At 69.6% G+C, this 23,601-nt stretch carries 17 protein-coding genes; 7 read left to right on the top strand and 10 right to left on the bottom strand.

Going from position 1 to position 23,601, the window contains the following annotated elements; translation table 11 throughout:
- Positions 1–239 precede the first annotated feature (239 nt).
- Positions 240–1,466: a DUF4407 domain-containing protein gene (locus tag OWR29_RS27035; RefSeq protein WP_267566059.1), complete on the top strand. Its 1,227-nt coding sequence runs from the start codon at positions 240–242 to the stop codon at positions 1,464–1,466.
- A gap of 82 nt (positions 1,467–1,548) precedes the next feature.
- Here OWR29_RS27035 and OWR29_RS27030 read toward each other — a convergent pair whose 3' ends face one another.
- The 6 genes from OWR29_RS27030 to efeU all read right to left on the bottom strand — a co-directional run bounded on the left by OWR29_RS27030 (position 1,549) and on the right by efeU (position 11,863).
- Positions 1,549–6,303 (bottom strand): ExeM/NucH family extracellular endonuclease, encoded by a 4,755-nt coding sequence (locus OWR29_RS27030; protein ID WP_267566058.1) that lies wholly within the window; start codon positions 6,301–6,303, stop codon positions 1,549–1,551.
- Between the two features lie 197 nt (positions 6,304–6,500).
- Positions 6,501–8,069 carry a DHA2 family efflux MFS transporter permease subunit gene (locus OWR29_RS27025; RefSeq protein ID WP_267566057.1) on the bottom strand — a complete coding sequence of 523 codons (1,569 nt, stop codon included), beginning with the start codon at positions 8,067–8,069 and terminating at the stop codon, positions 6,501–6,503.
- Positions 8,070–8,216: 147 nt separating this feature from the next.
- Positions 8,217–8,600 (bottom strand): BlaI/MecI/CopY family transcriptional regulator, encoded by a 384-nt coding sequence (locus OWR29_RS27020; protein ID WP_267566056.1) that lies wholly within the window; start codon positions 8,598–8,600, stop codon positions 8,217–8,219.
- 31 nt (positions 8,601–8,631) lie between these two features.
- The gene (gene efeB / locus OWR29_RS27015) at positions 8,632–9,867 is read right to left on the bottom strand and encodes an iron uptake transporter deferrochelatase/peroxidase subunit (RefSeq protein WP_267566055.1); all 1,236 of its coding nucleotides are present in this window, start codon (positions 9,865–9,867) and stop codon (positions 8,632–8,634) included.
- 15 nt (positions 9,868–9,882) lie between these two features.
- On the bottom strand, positions 9,883–11,019 hold the full coding sequence (gene efeO, locus OWR29_RS27010; RefSeq protein WP_267566054.1) for an iron uptake system protein EfeO: 1,137 nt from the start codon (positions 11,017–11,019) through the stop codon (positions 9,883–9,885).
- A 7-nt stretch (positions 11,020–11,026) separates the two neighbouring features.
- Positions 11,027–11,863, bottom strand: coding sequence for an iron uptake transporter permease EfeU (efeU, locus tag OWR29_RS27005; RefSeq protein ID WP_267566053.1), 837 nt, complete (start codon positions 11,861–11,863; stop codon positions 11,027–11,029).
- Positions 11,864–12,110: 247 nt separating this feature from the next.
- Between efeU and OWR29_RS27000 the strand changes: the two genes are divergently transcribed.
- Together OWR29_RS27000 and OWR29_RS26995 are read left to right on the top strand one after the other, a co-directional pair.
- Positions 12,111–13,718, top strand: coding sequence for a glucuronyl esterase domain-containing protein (locus OWR29_RS27000; RefSeq protein ID WP_267566052.1), 1,608 nt, complete (start codon positions 12,111–12,113; stop codon positions 13,716–13,718).
- 141 nt (positions 13,719–13,859) lie between these two features.
- The gene (locus tag OWR29_RS26995; protein WP_267566051.1) at positions 13,860–14,813 is read left to right on the top strand and encodes an FAD-dependent oxidoreductase; all 954 of its coding nucleotides are present in this window, start codon (positions 13,860–13,862) and stop codon (positions 14,811–14,813) included.
- Here the strand turns inward: OWR29_RS26995 and OWR29_RS26990 are convergent.
- The gene (locus OWR29_RS26990) at positions 14,800–15,813 is read right to left on the bottom strand and encodes an alcohol dehydrogenase catalytic domain-containing protein (RefSeq protein ID WP_267566050.1); all 1,014 of its coding nucleotides are present in this window, start codon (positions 15,811–15,813) and stop codon (positions 14,800–14,802) included. The genes OWR29_RS26995 and OWR29_RS26990 overlap by 14 nt on opposite strands.
- A 121-nt stretch (positions 15,814–15,934) precedes the next feature.
- On the opposite strand from OWR29_RS26990, the gene OWR29_RS26985 reads away from it, so the two are divergent.
- A complete protein-coding gene (locus OWR29_RS26985; RefSeq protein WP_267566049.1) occupies positions 15,935–16,816 on the top strand; it encodes a helix-turn-helix domain-containing protein in 882 nt (293 codons plus the stop codon).
- Between the two features lie 15 nt (positions 16,817–16,831).
- Positions 16,832–17,767 (top strand): aldo/keto reductase, encoded by a 936-nt coding sequence (locus OWR29_RS26980; protein ID WP_267566048.1) that lies wholly within the window; start codon positions 16,832–16,834, stop codon positions 17,765–17,767.
- On the opposite strand, the gene OWR29_RS26975 is transcribed toward OWR29_RS26980, so the two are convergent.
- Positions 17,764–19,377: a methyl-accepting chemotaxis protein gene (locus tag OWR29_RS26975; protein WP_267566047.1), complete on the bottom strand. Its 1,614-nt coding sequence runs from the start codon at positions 19,375–19,377 to the stop codon at positions 17,764–17,766. The two genes, OWR29_RS26980 and OWR29_RS26975, sit on opposite strands and share 4 nt — an antisense overlap.
- Positions 19,378–19,511: 134 nt before the next feature.
- On the bottom strand, positions 19,512–20,594 hold the full coding sequence (locus tag OWR29_RS26970) for a glycoside hydrolase family 19 protein (protein ID WP_267566046.1): 1,083 nt from the start codon (positions 20,592–20,594) through the stop codon (positions 19,512–19,514).
- 144 nt (positions 20,595–20,738) lie between these two features.
- Here OWR29_RS26970 and OWR29_RS26965 point away from each other — a divergent pair, with 144 nt between their 5' ends.
- Positions 20,739–21,374 carry a hypothetical protein gene (locus tag OWR29_RS26965; protein WP_267566045.1) on the top strand — a complete coding sequence of 212 codons (636 nt, stop codon included), beginning with the start codon at positions 20,739–20,741 and terminating at the stop codon, positions 21,372–21,374.
- Positions 21,371–22,222 carry a hypothetical protein gene (locus OWR29_RS26960; protein ID WP_267566044.1) on the top strand — a complete coding sequence of 284 codons (852 nt, stop codon included), beginning with the start codon at positions 21,371–21,373 and terminating at the stop codon, positions 22,220–22,222. Before OWR29_RS26965 ends, OWR29_RS26960 begins: the two co-directional genes overlap by 4 nt.
- Positions 22,223–22,265: 43 nt before the next feature.
- Here the strand turns inward: OWR29_RS26960 and OWR29_RS26955 are convergent, their stop codons facing one another.
- The gene (locus OWR29_RS26955) at positions 22,266–23,495 is read right to left on the bottom strand and encodes a WD40 repeat domain-containing protein (protein WP_267566043.1); all 1,230 of its coding nucleotides are present in this window, start codon (positions 23,493–23,495) and stop codon (positions 22,266–22,268) included.
- Positions 23,496–23,601: the final 106 nt, after the last annotated feature.

Below are 23,601 nucleotides of genomic sequence, written 5' to 3'. Positions count from 1 at the left end.
CTTCAACGTCGAACCGGGAGAACTCGACGACAACCGCCGCGAGACGCTGACCAGTGGCGAGAAGGCCGCACTGACCGACGGCGAGACCGACGAACAGGATCCGGGACTGCGTGAGGAAGATGTCTGAGACCACGGTCATCCTTCCCCGCCACGGCTCGGGGGCGGGTGACGATGACGATCGCCGCGATCCGCTGCGCCCGGCCCGTCCGCAGCACGGGATCGGCCGGCTGCTGCGCCGGGTGGCCGGTGTCGACGAGGACATCCTCGACTGGGTGCCGGAGGAACGACCGCGCTACACGCGGCTGGGCGCCATCGTGCTCAACACCGGCGTGATGGCCGCCCTGTCGATGAGCGTGCTGCTTACCAGGGTCGACATCGCATCGTGGCTGATCCCCCTCGTCGCCCTGGTCTGGGGCTACCTCATCGTCAGCTTCGACGGCTGGCTGGTTGCCAGCACGCACGGCGTACTCGGCATGGCAAAGCTACGCATTTTCCTGCCGCGTCTGCTGATCTCGGTGTTGATGGGTGCGGTCATCGCCGAGCCGCTGCTGCTTCGCGCCTTCGCGCCCGCCATTCACACCGAGATCAACGAAAGCCGGCTGCAGCAGGTCGCCGACTACGAGAGCGAGTTACGGCGCTGCAACCCGGTCGAGTCGAGCACGACGCCGGCCGGGTGCGACGGCTTCGTTCTCAATGTCGGCAGCAGCCCCACCGGCGTACGCCAAGAACTGACTCTGGCGACTCGGGAGCGGGATCGGTTGAAGACTCTCATCAACGGCATCAACACCGAGCTGACCAGACGGGAGAACCTCGCCCGAGCCGAATGCAACGGCGATCCTGGTCCCGGTCTGACCAACCGCCGCGGCGAGGGCCCGAACTGCCGGCGCAACCGGGCGGAGGCTGACCGCTATCGGGCATCCAGCGGGCTGGACCGGCATCAGGCCGATCTGGTGACGCTCAACCGCCGGATCGACGACCTGACCGGCCGGGTGGGCTCAGCGAGCACTACCTATGCCGCCGCCCTCAACGTTGCGATCACCGACCAGGTTGATCAGAAGAGGAGCAGCCGGGAAGAGATCGGGATTCTGGACGAGGACAAGGCACTCGGTGTTCTGACCTCGCAGAGCATGTTCGTCCTGATCGGCTCTTGGCTCCTGCGGCTGCTTCTTATCGTGATCGACTGCCTGCCCGTGCTGACCAAGCTGATGAGCCGGACGACGACCTACGACGCCTTGGTCGGCCGGCAGCTCAACATCAGCAACCGCTTGCACGACAAGCGCAGTGCCCAATGGGCACAGGAGGACGTCGGTCGCGCTGACGTGGCGATGTATCGCAACGAGCATCAGACCCGCCTCGAGAAGGAGGAGATCGACGAGCGCACTCGCAAGGCTCGCGCTCGGCACGAGGCCGATCTCGACAACCAGATCGAGGATCTGGCCCGGCGACTCCGCGACGCTCGCGGTTGAGGCACGGTAAACGCCGCATGAACCCGTAAGCGAAAGCCCCCGCCTCCGGTGGTCGGAGACGAGGGCTTTCGCGTTGTCCGGACTATTTGGTGATCTTCACCGTGTAGGTCTGGGCCGCGGCGGTGTTACCCGCTCGGTCCGTTGCCGTGTAGGTGACCTTCAGGGTGCCCTTTTCGACGCCCTTCACGTTGACGGTCCAGTAGCCCAGCAGCAGGGACGGGGTGTCGGTCAGGACCTTCGCCTTGGCCGCCGCGTCGGACTGGGACGACGTCTTGAGCCACTTGCTGCCGTCGTAGAAGTGCCACTGGCCCGCGCGCTCCTGGATCAGGGTGACCCGGGCCTGGGCCACGCCGACGCCCTTGTCGAGGGCGAAGCCGGAGACCGAGCGCCACGAGGACGCCGACGCCGGGTTGCGCGGCGCGTCCAGCTTGACGATCGGCGCCGCCGTGTCGGCCGTGACCTTCACCGAGCCGGCCTTCGCCGCCGTGCCCGCTCCGGCCGCGTTGTGCGGCGTGACCGTGACCGCGTACGTGCCGGCCTTGCTGTAGGTGTGCGTGATCAGCGTGCCGGTGGCCGGCACGTCGGCCGAGGCGCCGTCGCCCCAGGTGACGACCAGCTTCGAGGCGCCGCTGACCTTGCTCACCGCGAGCACCGTGAACTGGCCGGCCCAGATCGACTGCGGGGCCAGCAGGTACTTGCCCGTCGGCTGGGCGGTGACCTTGACGACGGCCGCGCCCTGGATGGTGGCCGTCGCCTTGTTGCCCGCCTTGTCGGTGAGCTGCACCGACACGGTGTAAGAGCCGGGCTTGGCGTACGTGTGGGTCAGGCCCTCCGAAGTGGAGCCGTCACCCCAGTTGACGACGACCTGAGCCACGTCGTCGTCCAGCGCCACCTTCGTCAGCGTCACCGACTGGCCGGCCCAGAGCGCGGTCGCGCCCAGCTTGAAGGTGCCGGTCGGCGGCGTGGTGTCGGGCGGGGTGGCCGTGCCGGGCGTGCTGCGCGGCGTGGCGTCGGCGGTGACCGGCGTGTTGGCCGCGAAGTAGTTGACCAGCATCGTCAGGTCGTTGTCGCCGGTGGTGACCTTGTTGGTGCCCTGGCCGAGCGTGACGAAGTTGTCGCCCCCGGCGGCCAGGAACGAGTTCGACGTGACGCGGTAGGTGCCGGCCGGGTTGAGCACGACGCCGTTCAGCTTGAGCGTGGACGCGATGATCCGCGAGCCGCGGGGCTGGTTCACGTCGTACGAGTAGGTCAGGCCCTTCGAGACGCCGAGGTGCAGCACCGGGCGGGACGCCCCGTCCGGCTGCCACTGCTCCTCGAGCACCTGCTTGATCTGCGCGCCGGTGAGCGTCTGGGTGACGACGTCGTTGGCGAACGGCTGCACCGAGAAGGCGTTGGCGTAGGTGACCGTGCCGTCGGTGCCGTAGAGCAGATCGGCCCGCAGACCACCCGGGTTCATGAAGGCGATCTGGGCGCCGCCGCGACCGGCCGCGCTGGTCTGGTCGAGCTGCACGTCGGCGATGAAGTTGCCGAGCACCGACTCGGCGCCCCGGTCCTCGGCGCCGGCGGCCGAGTAGGCCCGCTTGATGTCCGCCGTGATCTTGCCGAGCGGCTGCTTGCCCAGCTCGTCGGCGGTGACCTTGGCCTTGGCCACGATGTCGGCGACCGCGGCGTCGGCCGGGAAGCCGGTCACGTTGAGCAGTTCGGCGGTCGACTTGGTGACCGTCTTGGTGGCCGGGTCGACCGTCAGGACCGCCTTGCCGACCCGCAGGCCGTAGTCCTCGGCCTGGATCACCGGACGGGTGCGGTCGGTGCCGGGAACCGGAACCTCGAACGCGTACGGCTGGTGGGTGTGCCCGCTGAAGATGGCGTCGATGTCGGCGCTGACCCGGGTGAAGTCGCCGAAGACCGGGTCGGCCTGCAGCGCCGCCGCCGAGCCGATGTTCTCGGTCGCCGCGCCCTCGTGGGCCAGCAGCACGAGCACGTCGGCCTCGCCGTTGGCCTCGTTGCCGTCGGAGAGCTGCGCGGCCAGGGTGTTGGCCTCGGCCACCGGGTCACGGAACTGGACGCCGGCGATGCCGTCCGGGCTGACCAGCGACGCGGTCTGCTCGGTGACGACGCCGATGTAGCCGACCTTGACCCCGCCCAGCGTCTGCACGCTGTAGCCGGGCAGCACCCGCTGGCCGTCCTTGTAGACGTTGGCCGCCAGGTAGGGGAACTGGGCGCGGTCCTCGACGCGACCCTGCAGGTCGGCCAGGCCCTTGTCGAACTCGTGGTTGCCGACCGCCGAGACGGCCAGCCGGCCCGCGTTCAACGCGTCGATCGTCGGGTTGTCGCCGTCGATGGCCGAGATGAAGGTGGAGGCGCCGATGTTGTCGCCGGCCGAGACCCAGGCCGTGTTCGGGTTGGCCGCCCGCAGTTGGTTGACCATGCCGACGAGCTGAGCCGCGCCGCCGTTGCCGGCGGTGGGCTGCTCGAGGCGGCCGTGGAAGTCGTTGATGCTGAGCAGCTGCAGGTCGACCGGGCCTTTGTTAAGAGACAGGCCGACCACTACCGGGTCGTGGTCGCTGGCCCGGTACGGGCCGTCGTCGTAGAACGGCGCGTAGCCGTCGTACTCGTAGGCGAACGACTCGACCGAGTTGATGTTCCAGACGTCGACGCCGGTCACCTTCGACGCCAGCGACGCGCTCGCGAGGGCGTGGTCGAGCGAACCCGACTCGCCGCCGAAGACGTACGACGACTGGTCGGGGTCGGCGACGTTCTGGTAGCCGGCGTCGGCCAGGACCTGAATCGGGTCTTCCTGGCTGTACGCGTTGAAGTCGCCCAGCAGGAGCACGTCCTCGGTCCCGAGCGACTTCACGAACGCAGCCAGCGCGGCCGCCTGCCGCTTGCGGTCACCGTTGTACGCGCCCTGACCGTCCCCGGTGTCCACGTTGTCGCCGGTCGGCTCGACCGAGGCGCTCTTGGACTTGAGGTGGTTGGCGACCACAGTGAAGGTGGCCGACCCGGCCGTGAAGGTCTGGGCGATCGGCTCGCGCGCGTTCGACCACACCGACTCGTCGTTGACCGAGCGTGAGGCGCCCTTCGGGGTCACCGCGGCCGGCTTGAAGATGATCGCGGTGGTGATGAAGTCCTGCTGCTCGGCGGCCGGCAGGTCGGCCGGTGAGCGCACGTAGTCCCACGTGCCCGCGCCGTCCTTGGCGTTGAGCGCGCCGACCAGCGTCTTCAGGGCCACCTGGGGGTCGTCCGGCTCGAAGCGGACCGAGTTCTCGATCTCCATGAGCGCGACCACGTCGGCGTCGAGCGCGCTGATCGCCGAGACGATCTTCGCCTGCTGCTTGGCCAGGGCGGCCGCGTCGGTCGCGCCGCGGGCCTCGCCACCGAAGTGGACGAAGTAGTTCAGCACGTTGAAGCTGGCCACGCGCACGTCGCCGCCCACGTTGGCCGGGGCCGCCGTACGCGGGTGGCTGTCCTTGAAGGTCGTGCCGAGCGCGGCCGGGTCGGTGGGCTGCAGGCGCCACTCGCTGAAGCCGAAGCTGAGCACGCTCGGGCCGAACTTCTCGACGGCGTCGCCCACCCGGATCGGGTTGTCCTTGGTCAGGTAGGCCGGCGGCAGCCCCGCGGTGGCGAGGTTGGTCGTCTTGCCGTCGTCGAGCAGGATCCGGCGGGCCTTGTTCCCGGCCTTGATCGCGTTGGCCTCGGCCGAGCCGGGACGGGCCAGGTCGGTCGGGATCCGGGCGACCTCGTTGCCGGCGGCCAGGATGACCTCGCCGTACCGGTTGGTGTTGTAGACGTCCGAGACCGTGTACGCGCCGACGGGCGCCACCAGCATCGACTCGACCGACTCGCGGGCCGCGTCGTCCAGCGGCAGGCTCAGCGCCACCGGGGCGGGCAGCGCCACACCGGTCGCGCAGACCGCCGTGTCGCCCTTGGCGGCGGTGGTGATCTCGGTCAGGCCGTTGAACTCGGTGACCGTGCCGGTCACCCGCACCTGGTCGCCGATCGCGACGGTGGGAGCGTTGGCGGTGCTGGTGCCGAAGTAGACGAACACCGCGTCCGAGGCGGTGGCGGCCGCGACCGGGCGGTCGCCGCCGGTGCCCGCGGTCTGCACGTAGACGCCGTTGTAGCCGCCCGCGCGGTGGTCGGCGGTCACAACGCCCTCGACGGTGACCTTGGTGTTCGCCACGGGGGTGTCGGCGCCGGTGCCCTGCACCTGGGCGATCGTGTGAGTGACGGCGGTGTCGCACGAGGCCGGCGGCTCTTCGGGCTCTTCCGTTCCGGCGGCGTTGATCTTGCCGAAGCTGGCGGCGGCCGGGGCCTGCCACTTGCCGTCGATCTTCTGCAGCGAGTGGCCGACCGGCGTCGAGTCGATCTCCGAGACGCCGATGTCGGTGCTGGTCTGTCCGTTGGCCGGGCCGCCGGTGGCGGTCAGGACGCCCTCGTAGCTGAGGAACTCGGCCACCGAGCCGTCCGGCTTGACCAGGGCGACGCCGTCGGGGGCGCCGTTCTGGATGCCGTTGGCCGGATAGGTCTGGACGACCACGCCGGCCGCCGGGACGGCGCCGCTGAGCGTGGCCGTGTTGTAGACCGCGCCGCCGCTGCCGTTGTAGAGAACGATCTGCCAGCCGGTCAGGTCGGTGCCGGCCGGGGCCTGCACCTCGATCGCCTCGCCGCTGTCGGTGCCGGCGTTGTCGTAGTGGATCTCGCTGATGAACGGATCGCCGGGCTCGGCCGCCACGGCCGGTCCGGCCAGGCTGGCGCCGACGACGGTCGCGAGGGCGGCGGCGCCGATCGCTCGCAACGCCGTCGCGCGCGAGCCACCGCGCAAATATCGATGCATGGAAGATTTTCCTCCGAAGAAGGTGATTCGACGGAGGCTATGTATCGAGCATGACGAAGGCCGCTCGTTACGGTAACGAAAAGGCATTGCAGCAGGTGAATGGCCGGTGATCAGACCTGATCGATCGTTTTGCCCGGGCTATAGGAAAACGCCCCGCCTCGCCGGAAAGCGAGACGGGGCGCGGTGAAGCGGACAACTCAGTGCATCATGACGGGCGTCTCGACGGCCGGTTCGCCGCCCGCCTCGCCGGCCGGGCGGCGCTTGCGGGGCAGGAAGGCGATCGGGATGAACGTCGCCAGCACCAGCGCGAAGCCGACCCAGAACGTGGTCGCGAACGAGTCGGCGGCGAACTGCAGGCCGCGCTGCAGGATCTCGGGCGGCAGCGGGAGCTGCGCCCCCTGCTGCACGGCGATGGCCGCGCCGGCCTCGGTGATCGGGTCACCGGTCTGCGGGTTGGTCAGGCCGGGGATCTCGGGCGAGCCGTTGAGCTGGCTGGTCAGGATCACCGACATGATCGCGGTGCCGATCGAGCCGCCGATCTGCTGCAGGATGTTGACCAGCGTGGAGCCGCGGGCCACCTCGAGCGGCTGCAGGGTGCGCAGAGCCGAGGTCATGATCGGCATCATCGTGCCGCCCATGCCCAGACCCATCACGAACAGCGAACCGCACAGGAACAGGTACGACGTGTCCGTCTCGACCTGGGTGAAGCCGAAGAACCCGACTGCGATGAGCGCCATCGCGAACGGCACCGTGCGCCCGACCGGGATCTTGTCGGCCAGCATGCCGGCGATCGGCATGGTCAGCACCGCGCCGATGCCCTGCGGCGCCATCAGCAGACCGGCGTCGAGCGTGCCCTCACCGCGGACCTGCAGGAAGTAGCTCGGGAAAAGCAGGCCGGCGCCCATGAAGGCGATCACGAAGACGAACAGCGAGAGCGACGCCACCGACAGGTTGCGGTTCTTGAGCAGGCGCAGGTCGAGCAGCGGGTGCTTGGGCCGGAACGAGTAGATGACGAAGGCGACCACGAGCACCGCGCCGATCAGCATCGTCGTCCACACCTTGGTCGCCGTGATCGTGCCCTCCTCGGGCAGCGACGAGACGCCGAACAGGAACAGGGCCAGACCCGGCGAGAGCATCAGCATGCCGACGAAGTCGAACGACTCCGAGGCGTGCGGCTCGTCCTTGGGCAGCGCGAACCACGCGTAGACCAGGGCGATGGCGCCGATCGGCAGGTTGATCAGGAACACCCAGTGCCAGCTGGCCGCCTCGATCAGCCAGCCGCCCAGGATCGGGCCGCCGATCGGGCCGAGCAGCATCGGGACGCCGAGCACGGCCATCAGCCGGCCGATCCGCTCCGGGCCGGCGGCCCGGGTCATGATCGTCATACCGATCGGCATGAGCATGCCGCCACCCAGACCCTGGATGACGCGATAGGTGACCAGCTGCTCGATCGAGCCGGCGGTGGCGCAGAGCACCGAGCCGAGCGTGAACAGCAGCAGGGCCATCATGTAGAGACGTTTGGTGCCGAAGCGGTCGGCGGCCCAGCCGCTGAGCGGGATCACCGTGGCCAGAGCCAGGGTGTATCCGGTCATGGTCCAGGCGACCTCGGCGTACGTGGCGTCGAACTCGGTCTGGAACGTCGGTAGCGCAACGCTGACGACGGTGATGTCGAGGATCGACATGATCGCCCCGAGCACCACCACCCCGGCGACTTTGAGCACCGCGGCGTCGAGCTTGGCCGGAGGCGCGGCGGTTTGGTCGGTCACGAGTGAACTCCCCCAGATTCTGCCTGTTTCAGGCCGCGCGCCTCTTGAACCCCCACGCGCGCACAGAAGCGTCCATGCTGCCACTGCTTCGTTTCGAGCAGCATCCCGTTTTCAGCATGCCCTCAGGAAGCGAGTCACCCGCGCCTTTCAGCCTTCGGAGGGATCCTCATCCAGAAGTTCACGCAGCAGACGCTCGTCGTCGGCACTAAGGTTGCTCACGAAACGGCGCAAAACCGTCGCCCTGTCGGGTTCCACCGCCATCAAGCGGCTCATTCGGTCGGCCACGAGGCCCGCCGGGGCACTCAAAGCGCCGTACCGGAAGGCCCTTCCGTCCCGACGACGGGCCACCGCGCCCTTCTCGAACAGTCGCGTGAGAGTCGTCACAACGGTGCTGTAAGAGAGCGATCCGTCCGATTCGAGAGCATCGCGCACCTCGCCGGGCGTCAGCGGTCGCACCGCCGCATCGAGGACCGTCATGATCTCGGTCTCGAGCTGACCGGGCCGGCGCCGTCCGCTCCCCGTGGGCGTCACCGGGCGACCCTATCGATGCTTCCTGTGAAGATCATGCAAACAAGCTGCGACCCCAGAAGTCGTCCGCCGCGCGCAATCCGGGCGGACAGGCGAAGAGGCCGCTCGATACGTGCCGGATGTATTCGTTCAACTGGTCCTGCCGGGCGAGCTTGGTCTGCACCGGCACGAACTGGCGGCGCGGGTCCCGCTGGTAGGCGATGAAGAACAGCCCGGCGTCGAGCCGGCCCAGCCCGTCCGAGCCGTCGACGAAGTTGTAGCCGCGGCGCAGCAGCCGGGCGCCGTTGTTCTGCGTCGGGTGGGCCAGCCGCACGTGGGCTGTCGTGGCGATCACCGGCTCCCCGCCGTCACCGCGTACGGCGAAGTCGGGCTCGTCGAACTCGCCGTGGCCGCTCAGCGGTGCGCCTTGGCCCTTGTCGCGGCCGACGATCGTCTCTTGCTCGAGCAGCGAGGTGCGGTCCCACGGCTCGATCAGCATCCGGATCTTGCGGGTCACCATGTAGGAACCGCCGGTCATCCAGTCGGGCCCGTCACCCGTACGCACCCACAGGTGGTCGTCGAGCAGCGACGTCTCCTCGGCCTTCAGGTTGGCGGTGCCGTCCTTGAAGCCGAACAGGTTGCGCGGGGTCGCCTGGGTGGTCGAGGTCGACGACGTACGCCCGAAGCCCAATTGCGACCAGCGGACGCTCACCACACCCATGCCGATGCGGGCGAGATTGCGCACGGCGTGCACGGCCACCTGCGGGTCGTTGGCGCAGGCCTGAACGCAGATGTCGCCGCCCGAGATGGCCGGGTCGATCGTGTCGCCCGGGAACTTCGGCAGGTCGGCCAGGGCGGCCGGTTTCTTGGCGCGCAGCCCGAACCGGGAGTCGAACAGGCTCGGGCCGAAACCGATGGTGAGCGTGAGATCGGCGGCGGGCAGGCCGAGCGCCTCGCCGGTGTCCTCGGGCGGCGCCTCGGGCGAGCCGCCGACCGCGCCCAGGGTGCCCGCCTCCTGCCCGCGGGTCATCCGGGCCGCGGCGGCCGTCCATGACTCGAGCATGTCGACCAGCGCGGCCTTGTCCTTGGTGATCACGTCGAAGGCGACGAAGTGCAGCCTGTCCTGGGCCGGGGTGATGATCCCGGCCTGCCGCTCGCCGTAGAAGTCGATCATGTCGGACGGGGGTGGGGCCACCGGTTCGCCACCGGTGGCCCGGATCGCCACGGTGCCGGCCGTCGCGGCGGCCACCGCACCCGCGCCGGCCAGCCCGATCACCTTGCGCCGCTGCATTCTCAATCCCTCAGGTCACTTGCCCGCGACCAGCGCGGCCACCTTGCTGATCGGCTCGGAGAGCGCGTTGATCTCGTCGCTCAGCGCCTTCAGGTCGGCCTGGCTGAGCGTGTTGTGCAGCTTCCAGCCGTCGCCGTCGCGGTGCTTCCCGAGCGCCGCCTCGACCGAGGCGAACCGCTCGTCGAGCGTCTTGACCAGCGCCGGGTCCTTCTCTTCGAGGGCCGGGCGCAGGGCCGCGATCGCCGCCTGCGAGCCTTCGACGTTGGCCGCGAAGTCCCACAGGTCGGTGTGCGAGAACGTGTCCTCCTCGCCGGTGATCTTGCCGGTGGCCACCTCGTCGAGCAGGCCCTTGGAGCCGTTGGCCAGCTGCACCGGCGAGAGCGTCACGGTGTTGGCCTTGTCGACGATCGTCTTGACGTCGGTCAGCAGCTGGTCGGCCGTCGGGCCCGACTTGCTGACGTCCTTGGCGACCCACATATCCTTCTCGATCTTGTGGAAGCCGGTCCACTTCTGGCCCGCCTCGAGGTCGGCCTCGCGGGCGTCGATCTTCGGGTCGAGGTCGCCGAAGCTCTCGGCCACCGGCTCGATCCGCTCCCAGTAGGTGCGGGCGATCGGGAACAGCGCCTTGGACTTCTCGATGTCGCCCGCCTTGACCGCGGTCACGAACTCGGTGGTCTTGTCGATCAGGGCGCCGGTCTGGCTCTTGACGTACCGCTGGTAGTCCTTGGTCGCCTGGGCCAGCTTGGCGTCCTCGGTGAGCGGCGCGGCCGAGCCGCTGACCTGGAACGCGTTGCGGATGCCCTTGCCGATCATGCCGGGCTTGCAGGCCGTCTCGTACGTGCCGGCGGCCAGTTCGACGATCAGCTCACGGGACAGGCCGGGCGCGATGTTCTCGACCTCGCCCATCACCCGGTCGCCCGGCGCGTAGACGTAGAACTCGGTGACCTTGTTGCCCTTGTTGGCGACGGCGAAGGTGACCGTGCCGGCGTCGGACTGGCCCGCGGCGACCTTGCAGTCGGTGTCCGAGGCGTCGACGGTGATCTTGCCGCTTCCGCCGGCGGCGGCATCCGAGCCCGAGTCGTCGCCGCACGCGGCAAGGGGGACCGCCGCGGCGGTGGCCGCGACGAGGGCCAGCAGGCGAGGGGTGCGCATGGTTCTCCTATTTGCTGAGTGCAGGCTCTGGCGTACGAACGGGCTTGGCCCTCTGGGGCCAGAGGAAGATCACGAGAACCGGGATGCCGTAGGCGAGCCACGCGATGGTCTCGAGCACCGTTGGGGCCGGGGTGAAATTGACCATGCCGCGCAGCAGTTCGGCGTACCACGCCTCGGGCGGCCACGATCCGCTGATGTCGAAGGCGGTGTTGTTGAGGCCGGGCAGCACGCCGGCCTCCTGGAAGTCGTGCACCGCGTACTTGAGGATCCCGGCCGCCACGAGCACGAGCAGCGCGCCGGTCCAGGTGAAGAAGCGGGTGAGGTTGATCCGCAGCGCGCTGATGTAAAGCAGCCAGCCCAGCACGATTGCGGTGAGCAGGCCGAGCGAGATGCCGATCAGCGGCCGTACGCTGTCCGTGGTGCCCTGAGCTGCGGCGTAGAAGAGGATCGAGGTCTCGAGCCCCTCCCGGATCACCGCCAGGAAAGCCACGCCGACGATGGCCAGGGGCCCGACCTGGATCGCGTCCTCCAGGCGGCCGCGCAGCTCCTGGCCCATCTGCCGGGCCATGCGGCGCATCCAGAAGATCATCCAAGTCACGAACGTCACCGCGACGAGCGACGCGATGGCCTCGAACAACTCCTGGTGCATGAACGACAGCCGGGTGACCCCGAATTGCAGCAGGGCCGCGAAGCCGACCGAGAGCGCCGCCGCCACCGCGACACCGCCCCAGACCCACTTGAGCAGCGGCCGGCGGTCCGACTTGACGAGGAACGCCACCAGGATGGACACCACCAGGGTGATCTCCAGTCCCTCGCGGAGGCCGATCAGGTAGATGGCCGTCATCGGTCTCCTCAGGTAAGCCAACCCTTACTACGTTGAGCCTTACCTTCTTTTATTCGCCTGTAGAAGTCAACTCGCCTGCTCGCGGCGGCCTCGCCGTGGAAGTTTCGGCCGGGCTCGACGAGCGACAACTGTCGATCGCTGCGTGACGATTGCTGAAAGTTCCGGCAACTATTGACTTCTTTCGATGACAGAATGGACACTCGACGGCACACGGGAGCGCTCCCAAATCCCCGGAAGGAGAAGCCTCGTGACCACCCGTCCCCGGCTCCGCTCGCCGATCGTGGTGCTGGCCACCGCACTCACGATCGGCGCGGCGGCGACCGCCGTCCCCGCGTTCGCCGCCCCCGAGAACGAAGGCGCCGCGTGCGCCGTCCCCACCCTCCCCGACGCCGGCGCCCTGCCGGCCAACGCCAAACTCCCCGACCCGTTCAAGAAGCTCGACGGCACCCGCATCACCTCCCGCTCGGAGTGGACGTGCCGCCGCGAAGAGATCAAGAGGCTGGCCGAGAAGTTCGTGTACGGCGCCAAGCCGGCCAAGCCTCAGTCGGTGACCGGCACGGTCTCCAGCAGCTCGATCACCGTCAACGTCAGCGACCAGGGCCGCAGCTCCAGCTTCACGGCCCGCGTCGAACTGCCCAGCGGCACCGGCCCGTTCCCGGCCGTCGTCGTCCTCGGCGGGTTCGGGGCCGACACCGCCGCGATCAAGGCGGCCGGCGCGGCGGTCATCAACTACGACCCGTACGCCGTCGGCAAGGAGGGCACGGGCCGCACCAACAAGCAGGGCGCGTTCTACAGCATCTACGGCGCGACCAGCCCCACCGGCCTGCTCATGGCCTGGTCGTGGGGCGTCAGCCGGATCATCGACGTGCTCGAGCAGTCCGGCGGCAGCATTCTGCGGGCCGACGCCACCGGCGTGACCGGTTGCTCCCGGTTCGGCAAGGGCGCGTTCGTGATCGGCGCCTTCGATCAGCGCATCGCCCTGACCATGCCGATCGAGTCGGGCACGGGCGGCGCGCCGATCTTCCGCGGGGTGCCTGGCGAGGGCGCGCAAAGCCTTTCCTCTGCGTACGGGGAACAACCCTGGCTGGGCGACGCGTTCGGCACCTTCACCGGCAACCCGAACCGGCTGCCGGTCGACACCCACGAGATAGCCGCCATGGTGGCCCCGCGCGGACTGTTCATCATGGACAACCCGCACATCGCCAACCTCGGGCCGCGCTCGGCCAGCGTGGCCGCCCTGGGCGCGGCCGAGGTCTACAAGGCCCTCGGCGCCGGCGACAACATCTCGTACTGGTCCGACGTCAGCGACGGCACGCACTGCGCCAACCGGGCCGAGTGGCGCACGCCGCTGCAGCAGAACATCCGCAAGTTCCTGCTCAAGAGCGGGAACGACCCCGGCGCCATCCGCATCTCGAGCCGGGCCCAGGGCCGCCTGGCCGACTGGGTGGACTGGTCGACGCCGGCGCTGGACGGCAGCACGCCGACCACACCGCCGCCCACGACGCCTCCGCCGACCACCCCGCCGCCCACGACGCCTCCGCCGACCACGCCGCCGCCGTCCGGGGGCGCGTGCACGGCGACGGCGTCGCTCAACGCCTGGACCGGCGGTTTTGTGGCCACGATCAAGGTGACGGCGGGCGCGGCGCCGGTGAACGGCTGGAGCGTCGCGGTGACCCTGCCGACCGGCACGACCATCAGCAATTCCTGGAACGTGACGCGCAGCGCCACAACGGGGTCGGTGCGGTTCGGCAACGTGGACTTCAACGGCCGGATTGGGGCCGGTGCGAGCACCGAGTTCGGCTTCCAGGGCTCGGGTACGTACGGGAACCCGGTGTTGACCTGCACCGCGACCTGAGAAGCAGGAAGGCCGGGCACCTCAGGGGGGTGTCCGGCCTTCCGCCGCGGCCGGATCGCGTTGCGGCGAAAGCGTTGCGGCGGGCGGTATGACGGTGAAGGCATGTTAACGGAAGTGACTTCGTGCCGTTACGCTCGGCTGATGAGACGCCGCTCCAGGGACGCCATTGTGGTCGGTGGTGGCGTGTCCGGCCTGACCACAGCCGTGTGCCTGGCCGAAGCGGGCTACGCCGTACGGGTCTGGGCCGCCGAACAGGCCGCAGACACGACGTCATACGCCGCCGGCGCCATCTATTCGCCCTACCTCCTCGACGACGACCGCGCCCCGGAGTGGGCCGAGCGGACGTTCGACGAGCTGCGGATGCTGGCGAGCGACGAGGACGCCGGCGTCTCGATGGTCTTCGGGCAAGAGGTCAGCCGCGCCCCGGCTCAACCGCCCAGCTGGGCCACCCGGGTGCCCGATTTCCGGCAGTGCGAGCGCGAGGAACTGCCAGTCGGCTTCACCAGCGGCTGGAGCTACACGGTGCCGCTGGTCGACATGCCGGTCTACCTGCGTTATCTGCAGAAGGTGCTGGTCGAGAAGCACGGCGGCACTGTCGAACGACGCCGGGTCTCCACGTTGGACGAGGTCGCCGCCGAAGCGCCGGTCGTGGTCAACTGCACGGGCCTGGGCGCACGCGAGCTCGTACCCGATCCGGCCCTGCGGCCCATCCGCGGCGAGCTGGTCGTGGTCAGCAACCCGGGCATCAACCGCTTCGTCGCCGAGCACAGCCAGATCGACAGCGAGCTCACGTACCTGCTTCCCCACCGCGACGTGGTCGTCCTCGGCGGCACGGCCGACGAGCGACGGTGGGATCTCGCCCCGGACGACAAAGTCGCGGCCGGCATCATCGCCCGGTGCGCCCGGATCGAACCCAGCCTGCGCGGGGCGCGGGTCCTGGACCACCGGGTCGGCATCCGCCCGGCCCGCGACCGAGTGCGGGCCGAGCGCACGAGCCTGAACGGGGACGGCACGGTGCTGCACAACTACGGCCACGGCGGCGCCGGGGTGAGCGTCTCGTGGGGCTGTGCCCGCCACGTCGTCAGCCTGCTGTGAGCACCATCCGGTAGCGGGCGTCGCCGTTGAGCATGCGGTCGTAGGCGGATTGCGCCTCGGTCAGGGGGCGAGTCTCGGTTTGCGGGCGGATGCCGGTGAGGGCGGCGAAGCGCAGCGTCTCCTCGACCTCGTGGGCGGTGCCGGAGGGGTGGCCGTGCACCGAGCGCGACGTCGCGATGATCTGGAACGGGCTCACCTCGATCGGGGCCGGGTCGGCGCCGACGACGATCAGCTGGCCGGCCGGGGCCAGGCCGTCGATGGTGGCGCTCATCGCGGCCGAGTCGCCCGCGGTGGCCAGCACGACCCGCGGGCCGCCCAGAGCCTGCAGCTGGGCCGCCACGTCGCCGGCGGCGCTGTCGACGTAGTGGTGGGCGCCCAGCTCGGCGGCGACCTCGGCCCGGGCGGCGCCGCGGGCGACGGCCACGGTCTCGAAGCCCATCTTCGACGCGAACTGCACCGCCAGGTGGCCCAGCCCGCCGAGACCGAGCACGGCGACCAGGTCACCGGGGCGGGCGACGCTGCGGCGCAGGCCGTTGAACGTGGCCACGCCCGCACAGCCCATCGGGGCGGCCTCGACCGCGCTGATGACGTCGGGTACGCGGGCCAGGGCGGTGGCGGGCACGACGATCGCCTCGGCGTAGCCACCGGGGTAGGCCCATCCGGGTACCTGTAGCCGTACGCAATGAATGAAGTCACCCGAGCGGCAGGGTGCACAGACGCCGCAGTTGCCGCCGAACCAGCCGACCGCGACCCGGTCGCCGGGCGCCCAGCCGGTCACGTCGTCGCCCACGGCGTCCACCCGGCCGGCGATCTCGTGCCCGGTGACCAGGGGGAACGACACCGGGAAGGCGGCGTTGACGAAGGCGGCGTCGGTGCGGCAGACACCGCAGGCTTCCACGGCGATGCGCACCTGACCGCGACTCGGAGCCGGCAACTCACTCTCGACGATGCGGAACGGGGCGCCGGGCGCGTCGACCTGGGCGGAACGGAAAGTTGTCATGCCACCATCCGACCTCGCCGGCACCCCGTCCGAGCTGCCTAAACAGGGTCGGGTCAGCCTAGGAACACCGGTACCAGGTTGCGCCGCCGGCGACGGCCCGGCCGCGCCGATACTTGATCCCATGGCTCACAACGCTGACCTCAAGGAGTTCCTGCGGTCCCGGCGTGCCCGCCTGCGGCCCGAGGGTAAGACGCCCGGCATCCGCCGCGTGCCGGGGCTGCGGCGCGAAGAGCTGGCCGCGCTGGCCGGGGTGAGCGTTGATTACTACGTACGCCTCGAACAGGGCCGCAACCTCAACCCGTCGGAAGCGGTGCTGGACGCCATCGCTCGCGCCCTGCGCCTGGACGACACTGAGCGGGCGCATTTCTTCGAGCTCGCCCGGCCCCGCGGGACCCGCCGTCGTGCCCCGCGCCGGCCGCAGCGGGTCGCCCCGGCGACGTACCAGCTGCTGGAAACGCTCGACGAGGCTGCCGCACCCGCGTTCATCGTGGGCCGGCGCATGGACGTGCTGGCCGTCAACCACACCGCGCGTGCCCTCATCTGCGACTTCAACGCGTTGCCGGCCCGCGAGCGCAACTACGCACGGTTCATCTTCCTCGACGAGAACGCCCGCGAGCTGCATTCGGACTGGGCTGTGATCGCGGCCGAGACGGTGGCCACGTTGCGGGTCGACGCCGGTCGCCACCCCGACGACCCCGATCTGTCGGCCCTGGTCGGCGAGCTGTCGGTGAAGAGCGAGGAGTTCCGCCGCTGGTGGGCCGACCACCAGGTGCTGGCCCGGACGAGCGGCACCAAGCGGTTCCACCATCCGACCGTCGGCGACCTGACGATCACGTATCAGGCGCTGGCGATGCCCGGCGACGCCGAGCAGACGATGTTCGTCTACACCGCGCCCGCCGGCACGGCCGACCAGCATGCTCTGCGACTGCTCCGGATCAGTCAGGGCGACCAGGCTCACGCCCATGAAACACAGGAGGTGGGTATTCGATCGGTCAGACAATAGAGAGAGGATGACCCCATGAGCACTCTGGGCAGCAGTGGCATCGAGGTGTTCCCGCTGAACCTCGGCGGCAACGTCTTCGGCTGGACCAGCGACGAGGCCACCTCGCACCGGGTCCTCGACGCCTTCGTCGAGGCCGGCGGCAACTTCCTCGACACCGCGGACGGGTACTCGGCCTGGGTGCCGGGCAACTCCGGCGGCGAGTCCGAGACGATCATCGGCAAGTGGCTGTCGAGCCGGAAGAACCGGGCCGACGTCGTTGTCGCCACCAAGGTCAGCCAGCATCCGCAGTTCCGTGGTCTGGCCGCCGCCAACATCGCCGCCGCGGCCGACGCCTCCCTCGCGCGGCTCGGCACCGACTACATCGACCTCTACTACGCGCACTACGACGACGCCGAGACCCCGCTCGAAGAGACCGCGGGCGCCTTCGACGCCCTGGTCAAGGCGGGCAAGGTGCGCGCCGTCGGCGTCTCCAACTACACCGCCGAGCGCATCCGTGAGTGGTTCGAGGTGGCGCGGCGCAACAACTTCGTGCTGCCGGTGGCCGTGCAGCCCCACTACAACCTGGTCGAGCGCCAGGCCTACGAGCAGAACATCGCGCCGGTGGCGGCCGAGGAGAACCTGGCCGTGCTGCCCTACTACGCCCTGGCCAGCGGCTTCCTCACCGGCAAGTACCGGACGACGGACGACCTGGCGAGCGGCCCGCGCGGCGGGGGCGCGAAGAAGTACCTGACCGAGGACGGGCTGGCCGTGGTCAAGGTGCTCGTCGACGTGGCCGACGCGCATGGTGTGGAGCCGGCCTCAGTGGCGCTGGCCTGGTTGCGTACGCGCAAGCAGGTTGCGGCCCCGATCGCGAGCGCCCGGACCGTTGAGCAGGTGCCGGCGCTCATCGCCTCGGCCACGCTCGAGCTGACCGCCGACGAGATCGCGGCGCTCGACGGGGTGTCCTTCTAGAGCCGGTAGGTCGCCACGGTGCTCTGCAGGTCCGCCGCCGTACGGGCCAGCTCGGAGGCCGTCCGCTGGGTCTCGGTCGCGCCCGAGGTCACCTGGTGGGCGGCCTGGGCGACGCCGGTGATCGTGTCGGCGATGCTCGACGACCCTTCCGCGGCCTGACCGACACTGCGCGCGATCTCGGCCGTCGTCGCGGTCTGCTCCTCGACAGCGGCCGCGATCGTCGTCGCGTAGTCATTGATTGTCCCGATGACCTCGGCGATCTGCCGGATCGCGTCGACCGCGTTGCCCGCCTCGTCCTGAATCGCGCCGACCTGCTCGGTGATCTGCTGGGTGGCGCGGGCCGTCTCCTGGGCCAGGTCTTTGACCTCGGAGGCCACGACGGCGAACCCCTTGCCGGACTCGCCGGCCCGGGCCGCCTCGATCGTGGCGTTCAGCGCGAGCAGATTGGTCTGCTCGGCGATCGAGGTGATCAGCGCGACGACCGTACCGATCTGCGCCGACGCGTCGCCCAGCCGGGCCACGCTGGTGTTGGTCGACTCGGCCTTGCGCGCGGCGTCGGCGGCGACCCCGGCCGCCTCGTTCGCGCTGTTCGAGATCTCGCGGATCGACACGCCCATCTCTTCCGCGCCCGCCGAGACCGCCTGCACGCCCTGAGAGACCAGCCCGGCCGAGTCCGAAACGGTGTTGACCTGCACGGACGTCTCTTCGGCGGAGGCCGCGAGCTGCGACGATACCGACGACAGCTCTTCGGAGGCGGAGGCCAGCAGATCCGAGTTCGCGTGCACCCGCCCGACCGTGCCGGCCATCGCCTCGGCTGTCGCATTGAGCGTACGGGCCATATCGCCCACCTCATCCGCGCTGTCCACCTGCACGCGCACTGTCAGGTCGCCCGTGCCGACCTGCTTGAGCGCCCGCACACACGTCGACAGGGGCCGCACGATGAGCCGGGTGATGCCGACGGCCAGCCCCACGCCCAGCACGCCGCCCCCGACCAGGATGAAGATGACCAGCCACTTCGTCGACTGGTAGCGGCTCTGCGCCGTGGTCTGCTGAGCCGCGGCGGCCCGGACGGTGAGGTCGGACAGCTTCGTCATCGGGGTACGGACCGCGGCCATGGCGTCGGCCAGCGGTCCGGCCCGGGCGACCTGCAGAGCCGCCCGGTCACGCAGGGCCCCGGCGGTCAGGATGCGGGTGGCGAGCACATCGACGTACGAACCCCAGGCGGTCTTGAAGGTGGCCTCCGCGGCGCGCATGTCGGCGCCGACCGGGTACGCCTCGAAGGCGCCGGCGTACTGCTCGACCTCACCCTCGGCGTTGGTCAGGGCCGCCTTCGCTTTGGTGCGCCCGGCATCGTCGACCTCGAGCAGATAGTCGTTGGCAGCCAGCCACGTACGGTTGACGGCCGCCCGCAGATTCCCGACTGTCTCGAGCTCGAGGCTGTGCTGATAGCCGGCGCCGACCTGCGCGTTCGTCTCGCCCAGGCTGCGCAACGCGATCACGCCGTCGACCACGCTGAACAACGTCACCGCGACGACCGCCATCATGATCTTCGTGCCCACCCGCCGGTCGGTCACGAATCGCAGCAGGCCACTTCTGTTGTCAGCCGTCACACCAGGCTCCCGGTCGGGGTTCAACGCCCTTTTGTTCGCGTCCCCAGCGAAACACGAACCGCGTTTCGCACGCCCCGGAAATGCGGAAACACGAGTGCCGCCGGGGTTTCCGGCGGCACTCGCTCCAGGCCGGCTCAGCAGCTCAGATTGCCGCCGGTGGGCACGCCCAGAATGCCCGCGAACCGCGTGTAGAGGTTGATGCGGCTCTGCACCTGGCCGGTGTTGCCGCCATTGCATTCGATGCTGTTGATGGCCTTGATCGTGGTGCCGAAGCCGTTGCCGTTGACCATCGCGTTGTGCGAAGTGGTGCCCGCGGCGCCGGTTCCGGTCATCCAGTACCAGAGGCCGGTCTGCCACGAGATCGACGAATTGGTGGCGACCAGATTCGGGTTGTTGAGCAGGTCGATGCCGAGCGCGTTGCCGGCCGCGTAGTAGTTGAAGTTCCAGCTCAGCTGAATCGGCCCGCGACCGTGATAGGCGGACTGACCGGCCGGGCAGCCGTACGGCTGGGAGTAGTCGCAGTAGTGCGGCCAGTTGGCCTGGTTGATCTCGTCGATGTAGACGAGCCCGCCGGTCTCGTGGCTGACGTTGGCCAGGAAGGCCGCCGCCTCCTGCTTCTTCACCGTGTCGCTGCCCGAGGTGGCGAACGACGGGTACTTCTTCATGGCGTCGGTCAGACCGGCGTACGTATAAAAGCCGTTCCGGCCCGGGAACATCTGATTGAACTGGGCCTCGCTGACGACGAAGCCGCCTGTGTTACCGCCGCCGTTGTTGCCGCCGCCGCCCGTGCAGGAATAGGGCGACCAGTACCAGGTGCTGATGACCGGGTCATAGCCGGGATTCTCGTGCGTGGCCTGGTAGTACAGCCCATTCGTGTAGCGCACGATGGCGCCGGCCGGGTAATACTGCTGCGCCACCCAATTCGGATAGTTGCAAGTGGACCCGCCGCCACCGTTGCCACCGCTGTTGCCGTCACAGCCGCCGTCGTCTCGCCAGACGTTCGAGCCGCCGGTGCTGGGCGCCTCGCCCTGCGTCCACCATTTGGCGGTCCAGTTGTGGCCGTTGTAAGACGCGGTCATGCCGCCGGTATAGACGGCACTGTTGTTGTACGGGGTTACGCACGCGGCGGCCGCTTCGGCCGTCACCATCGGCACCAGAGCACCGACAACGCCCAGCGTGAGCGCGGCCAGCATCGTCAGCAGACGTTTTCTCTTCATGGCGGACCTTTCGTGCGCCGAGGGGGATGATTGCCGCGCGACACATCGACCAGACCAAATGTCTGCCACTCAAGTCAACATCTGTAAAGAAACTTTAGTCATTCGGGCAATCAAGGCCTCGACCGCCGCCGCTACCCTGCGGCCATGCCCAAGTCCCACCCCCACGGTGGCAACGGCAACGACCCACCTCCACCCCCGCCCCGCCGCCCCAGAACCGCCGGCGCCGACGAGCCCGACAACATCGCCGCCGCCCAGGCCCGGATCGCGCGCGTAGCTGAGACCGGCCGTCCCTCCGAAACACCGACCCGTGCCGACGTCGTTCCGGAAGCCGGCGGGCCGCCGTGGCCAGCGGCGAACGACATACCTGGAAGCGCCCGCGGCCGGGATCTCAACCCGCCGCACCGGCGGCACACCATCGCCGGCGCACGCAACGGCATCGTCGACGAACAGAACACGGTCTATCTCCGCGGGCATGAAGGAGTCGCGGCGGCGGACGTGCGAGGGATCGCGGCGGGCGACGGCGTATGGGATCCGGTCAGCCAGCGGTACGAGATCAACGGTCGCACCTACGGCGTGGAGCCCAGCGGAAGAGTCTTCCCGGACTCCGGCGCCGGTATGGTCAAACTCGACCGCAACGAGTACGCGGCGCTCAAAGAGATAGTCCGGGCCGGGGGCGACCTGAGCGCGGCCCCGCAATTGAGCAGAAACCCGCGTTTCACCGCCAATCCTGAAGCGGTGGCGAAAGCCAAGGCCATCTACGACGGGACGTATGAGCCGTGAACTACGGGTTTTGGATCCACGGCGAGCTTGACCGGGGCCGCCTCGCAGTCGCCTTGGCCGAGACGCTCGCGCTCACCCCGGACAAGGTCGACGTCGGGGATGACGGAGACGACGACCGCGACTGGGATGCGCCGGTGAGCTGCACCGTCACCAGTGTCGCGGGCGACCTTCACTGGCATCTCGACGTCTACGTCGGCGAGGCGGTCGGGAACCAGCCGGCCGAGCCGCTGGCCGCCGCCTGGCTCGCCAATCGGCTGGGGACCGTCGTGGCCTATCAGGCTCTGCCCGCCCCGCCCAGCGCCTTCTACCTGGTCGGGCCGGACGGCACACGCGCGAGGGCTCGCATCTATGAAGACGACGACGCTCCGGTCGTCTTCCGCATCGACGCCGTCGAGCAGCCGCTGGCCGCCCTGCCCGGTCTGCCGGTGGCGCCGATACCCGAGGTGATCCGCGAGTACCGCATGCCGACCCCGGTCCGTGATCGTCTGGCCGAGCGGTCACCAGCGATACGCGACTTCACGATGCGCCTCGGCGCGTGGGAAAGCATGGTCGCCCGGCTGGCGGAGGGCTGGGCGCCCGACGGCTGGTATCCGGCCGACTATTACCGGGAGGATCTGCTGATTCGGGACGAGTTGGCGGCCCGCCTGGGCAGCCTGCCGGAGTCCGTCCGCGCCGACGCGGCCGCAGCGCTGGCCGAGGTGGACGCCCGCTTCACCGACCTGACCCACGAGGACGGCGGAAGGGCGCTGACATCCGAGACCGGGCCGCTGCCGGCAGGCCCCTCCGCCCGATGGTGGTGGCACCGAATCTCCAGCCCGCTGCCTTGGCAAGGCACCCCCGGCCGATAAAAAGGCCGCCACCGCGTTGTCGCGATGGCGGCCCCTCGTCAGGTCAGGCGGCGGGCTTGGTGGGGACTCGCCACAGGCGGGCTTTGTTGTCGGCGCCGGCCGTGATCAGGCGTTTGGCGTCGGGGGTGATGCGGACCGACCAGACCGGGGCGTTGTGGCCGGTCAAAGGTGCACCGATCGCCGCGCCGGTGGTGGCGTTCCACAGCCGTACGGTTCCGTCGTCGCTGCCCGTGGCCAGCTGCTTGCCGTTCGGGGTGAAGCGCATCGCCCGCACCGGGCCCGTGTGACCGCTCAGGGCCTCGCCGGCCGCCTGGCGCGTCGCCACGTTCCACAGCTGCACCGTGTTTTCACCGCCGGACGAGGTGGCGAGCAGCTTGCCGCCGCGGCTGAAGGTCAGCGCATAGACGGGGGCGGAGCTGCTGGTGAGCGGCTTGCCGGCGGGCCGGCCGGTGGCCGTGTTCCACAGCCGTACGATCTTCCCGCCACCCGAGGCGGCCAGCAGCCGGCCGTTGGGGCTGAAGCTCATCGCGTACACCGGCCCCGGATTCACTGTCAGGGCCTCGCCGATCGGCTGGCCGGTGGCGGTCTGCCACAGCCGTACGGTGTTGTCGTCACCCGCGCCGACGGAGGCCAGCCGGGCGCCGTTCGGGCTGAACACGACCAGGCGCACCGCGCCGGCGTGGCCGTTCATGGTGTAGATCAGCTTTCCGGTTTCCCGGTTCCACAGCCGGACCGTGCCGTCATCGCCGGCGGTGGCCACCAGCTGGCCGGTCGGGCTGAAGGCCACCGAGCGGACGGGCCCTACGTGCCCGGCCAGCGCCTCCCCGGCTCGCTGTCCGGTGGTGGCGTCCCACAGCGCCACCTCGCGGCCGGCCACGGCGAGCTGCCGGCCGTCCGGGCTGAACACGACCGAGTTGACCGGACCGGTCAGCCCAGCCAGCGGCGCCCCGACGCGACGGCCGGTGGTCGTGCTCCACTGCCGCACCGTTCCGCGGACGGTGGCGAAGACCTTGCCGTCCGGGCGCAGGGCGATAATTCCGGCCGCGCCGGGCACGACCGTGCGGGCGCGAGCGGCAAGAGCCGCGCCGGTGCTGTGCGCGACCAGCTGGGTGTCCGGGGCGAGTGTGGCCTGCGCGCCGGTGCGCGCGATGGTGATGCCCGTGAGCGCGAGCAGCCCGACCAGGGCGGTAGCGACGGCCCAGCCGGCCCGATACTGGCGGCCGGCGACCGTACAGTCACTGGCCGTGTCTTTACGATCTCTCTTGGTTGTCACTCGGGAACGGTAACTAGCGCTTACGGCGGCTTTCGGGGGTATTTCCCGCAGTTCATCCGGCCGAGTTGCCGACAGGCCCGCCCCCTCCGATCGATGATCATGCACT

Source organism: Paractinoplanes pyxinae, from assembly GCF_026626335.1.
GTDB lineage: Bacteria > Actinomycetota > Actinomycetes > Mycobacteriales > Micromonosporaceae > Actinoplanes > Actinoplanes pyxinae.
The sequence above is the reverse complement of the archived record's forward strand: the minus strand, read 5'-3'. Positions and strand labels throughout refer to the sequence as shown.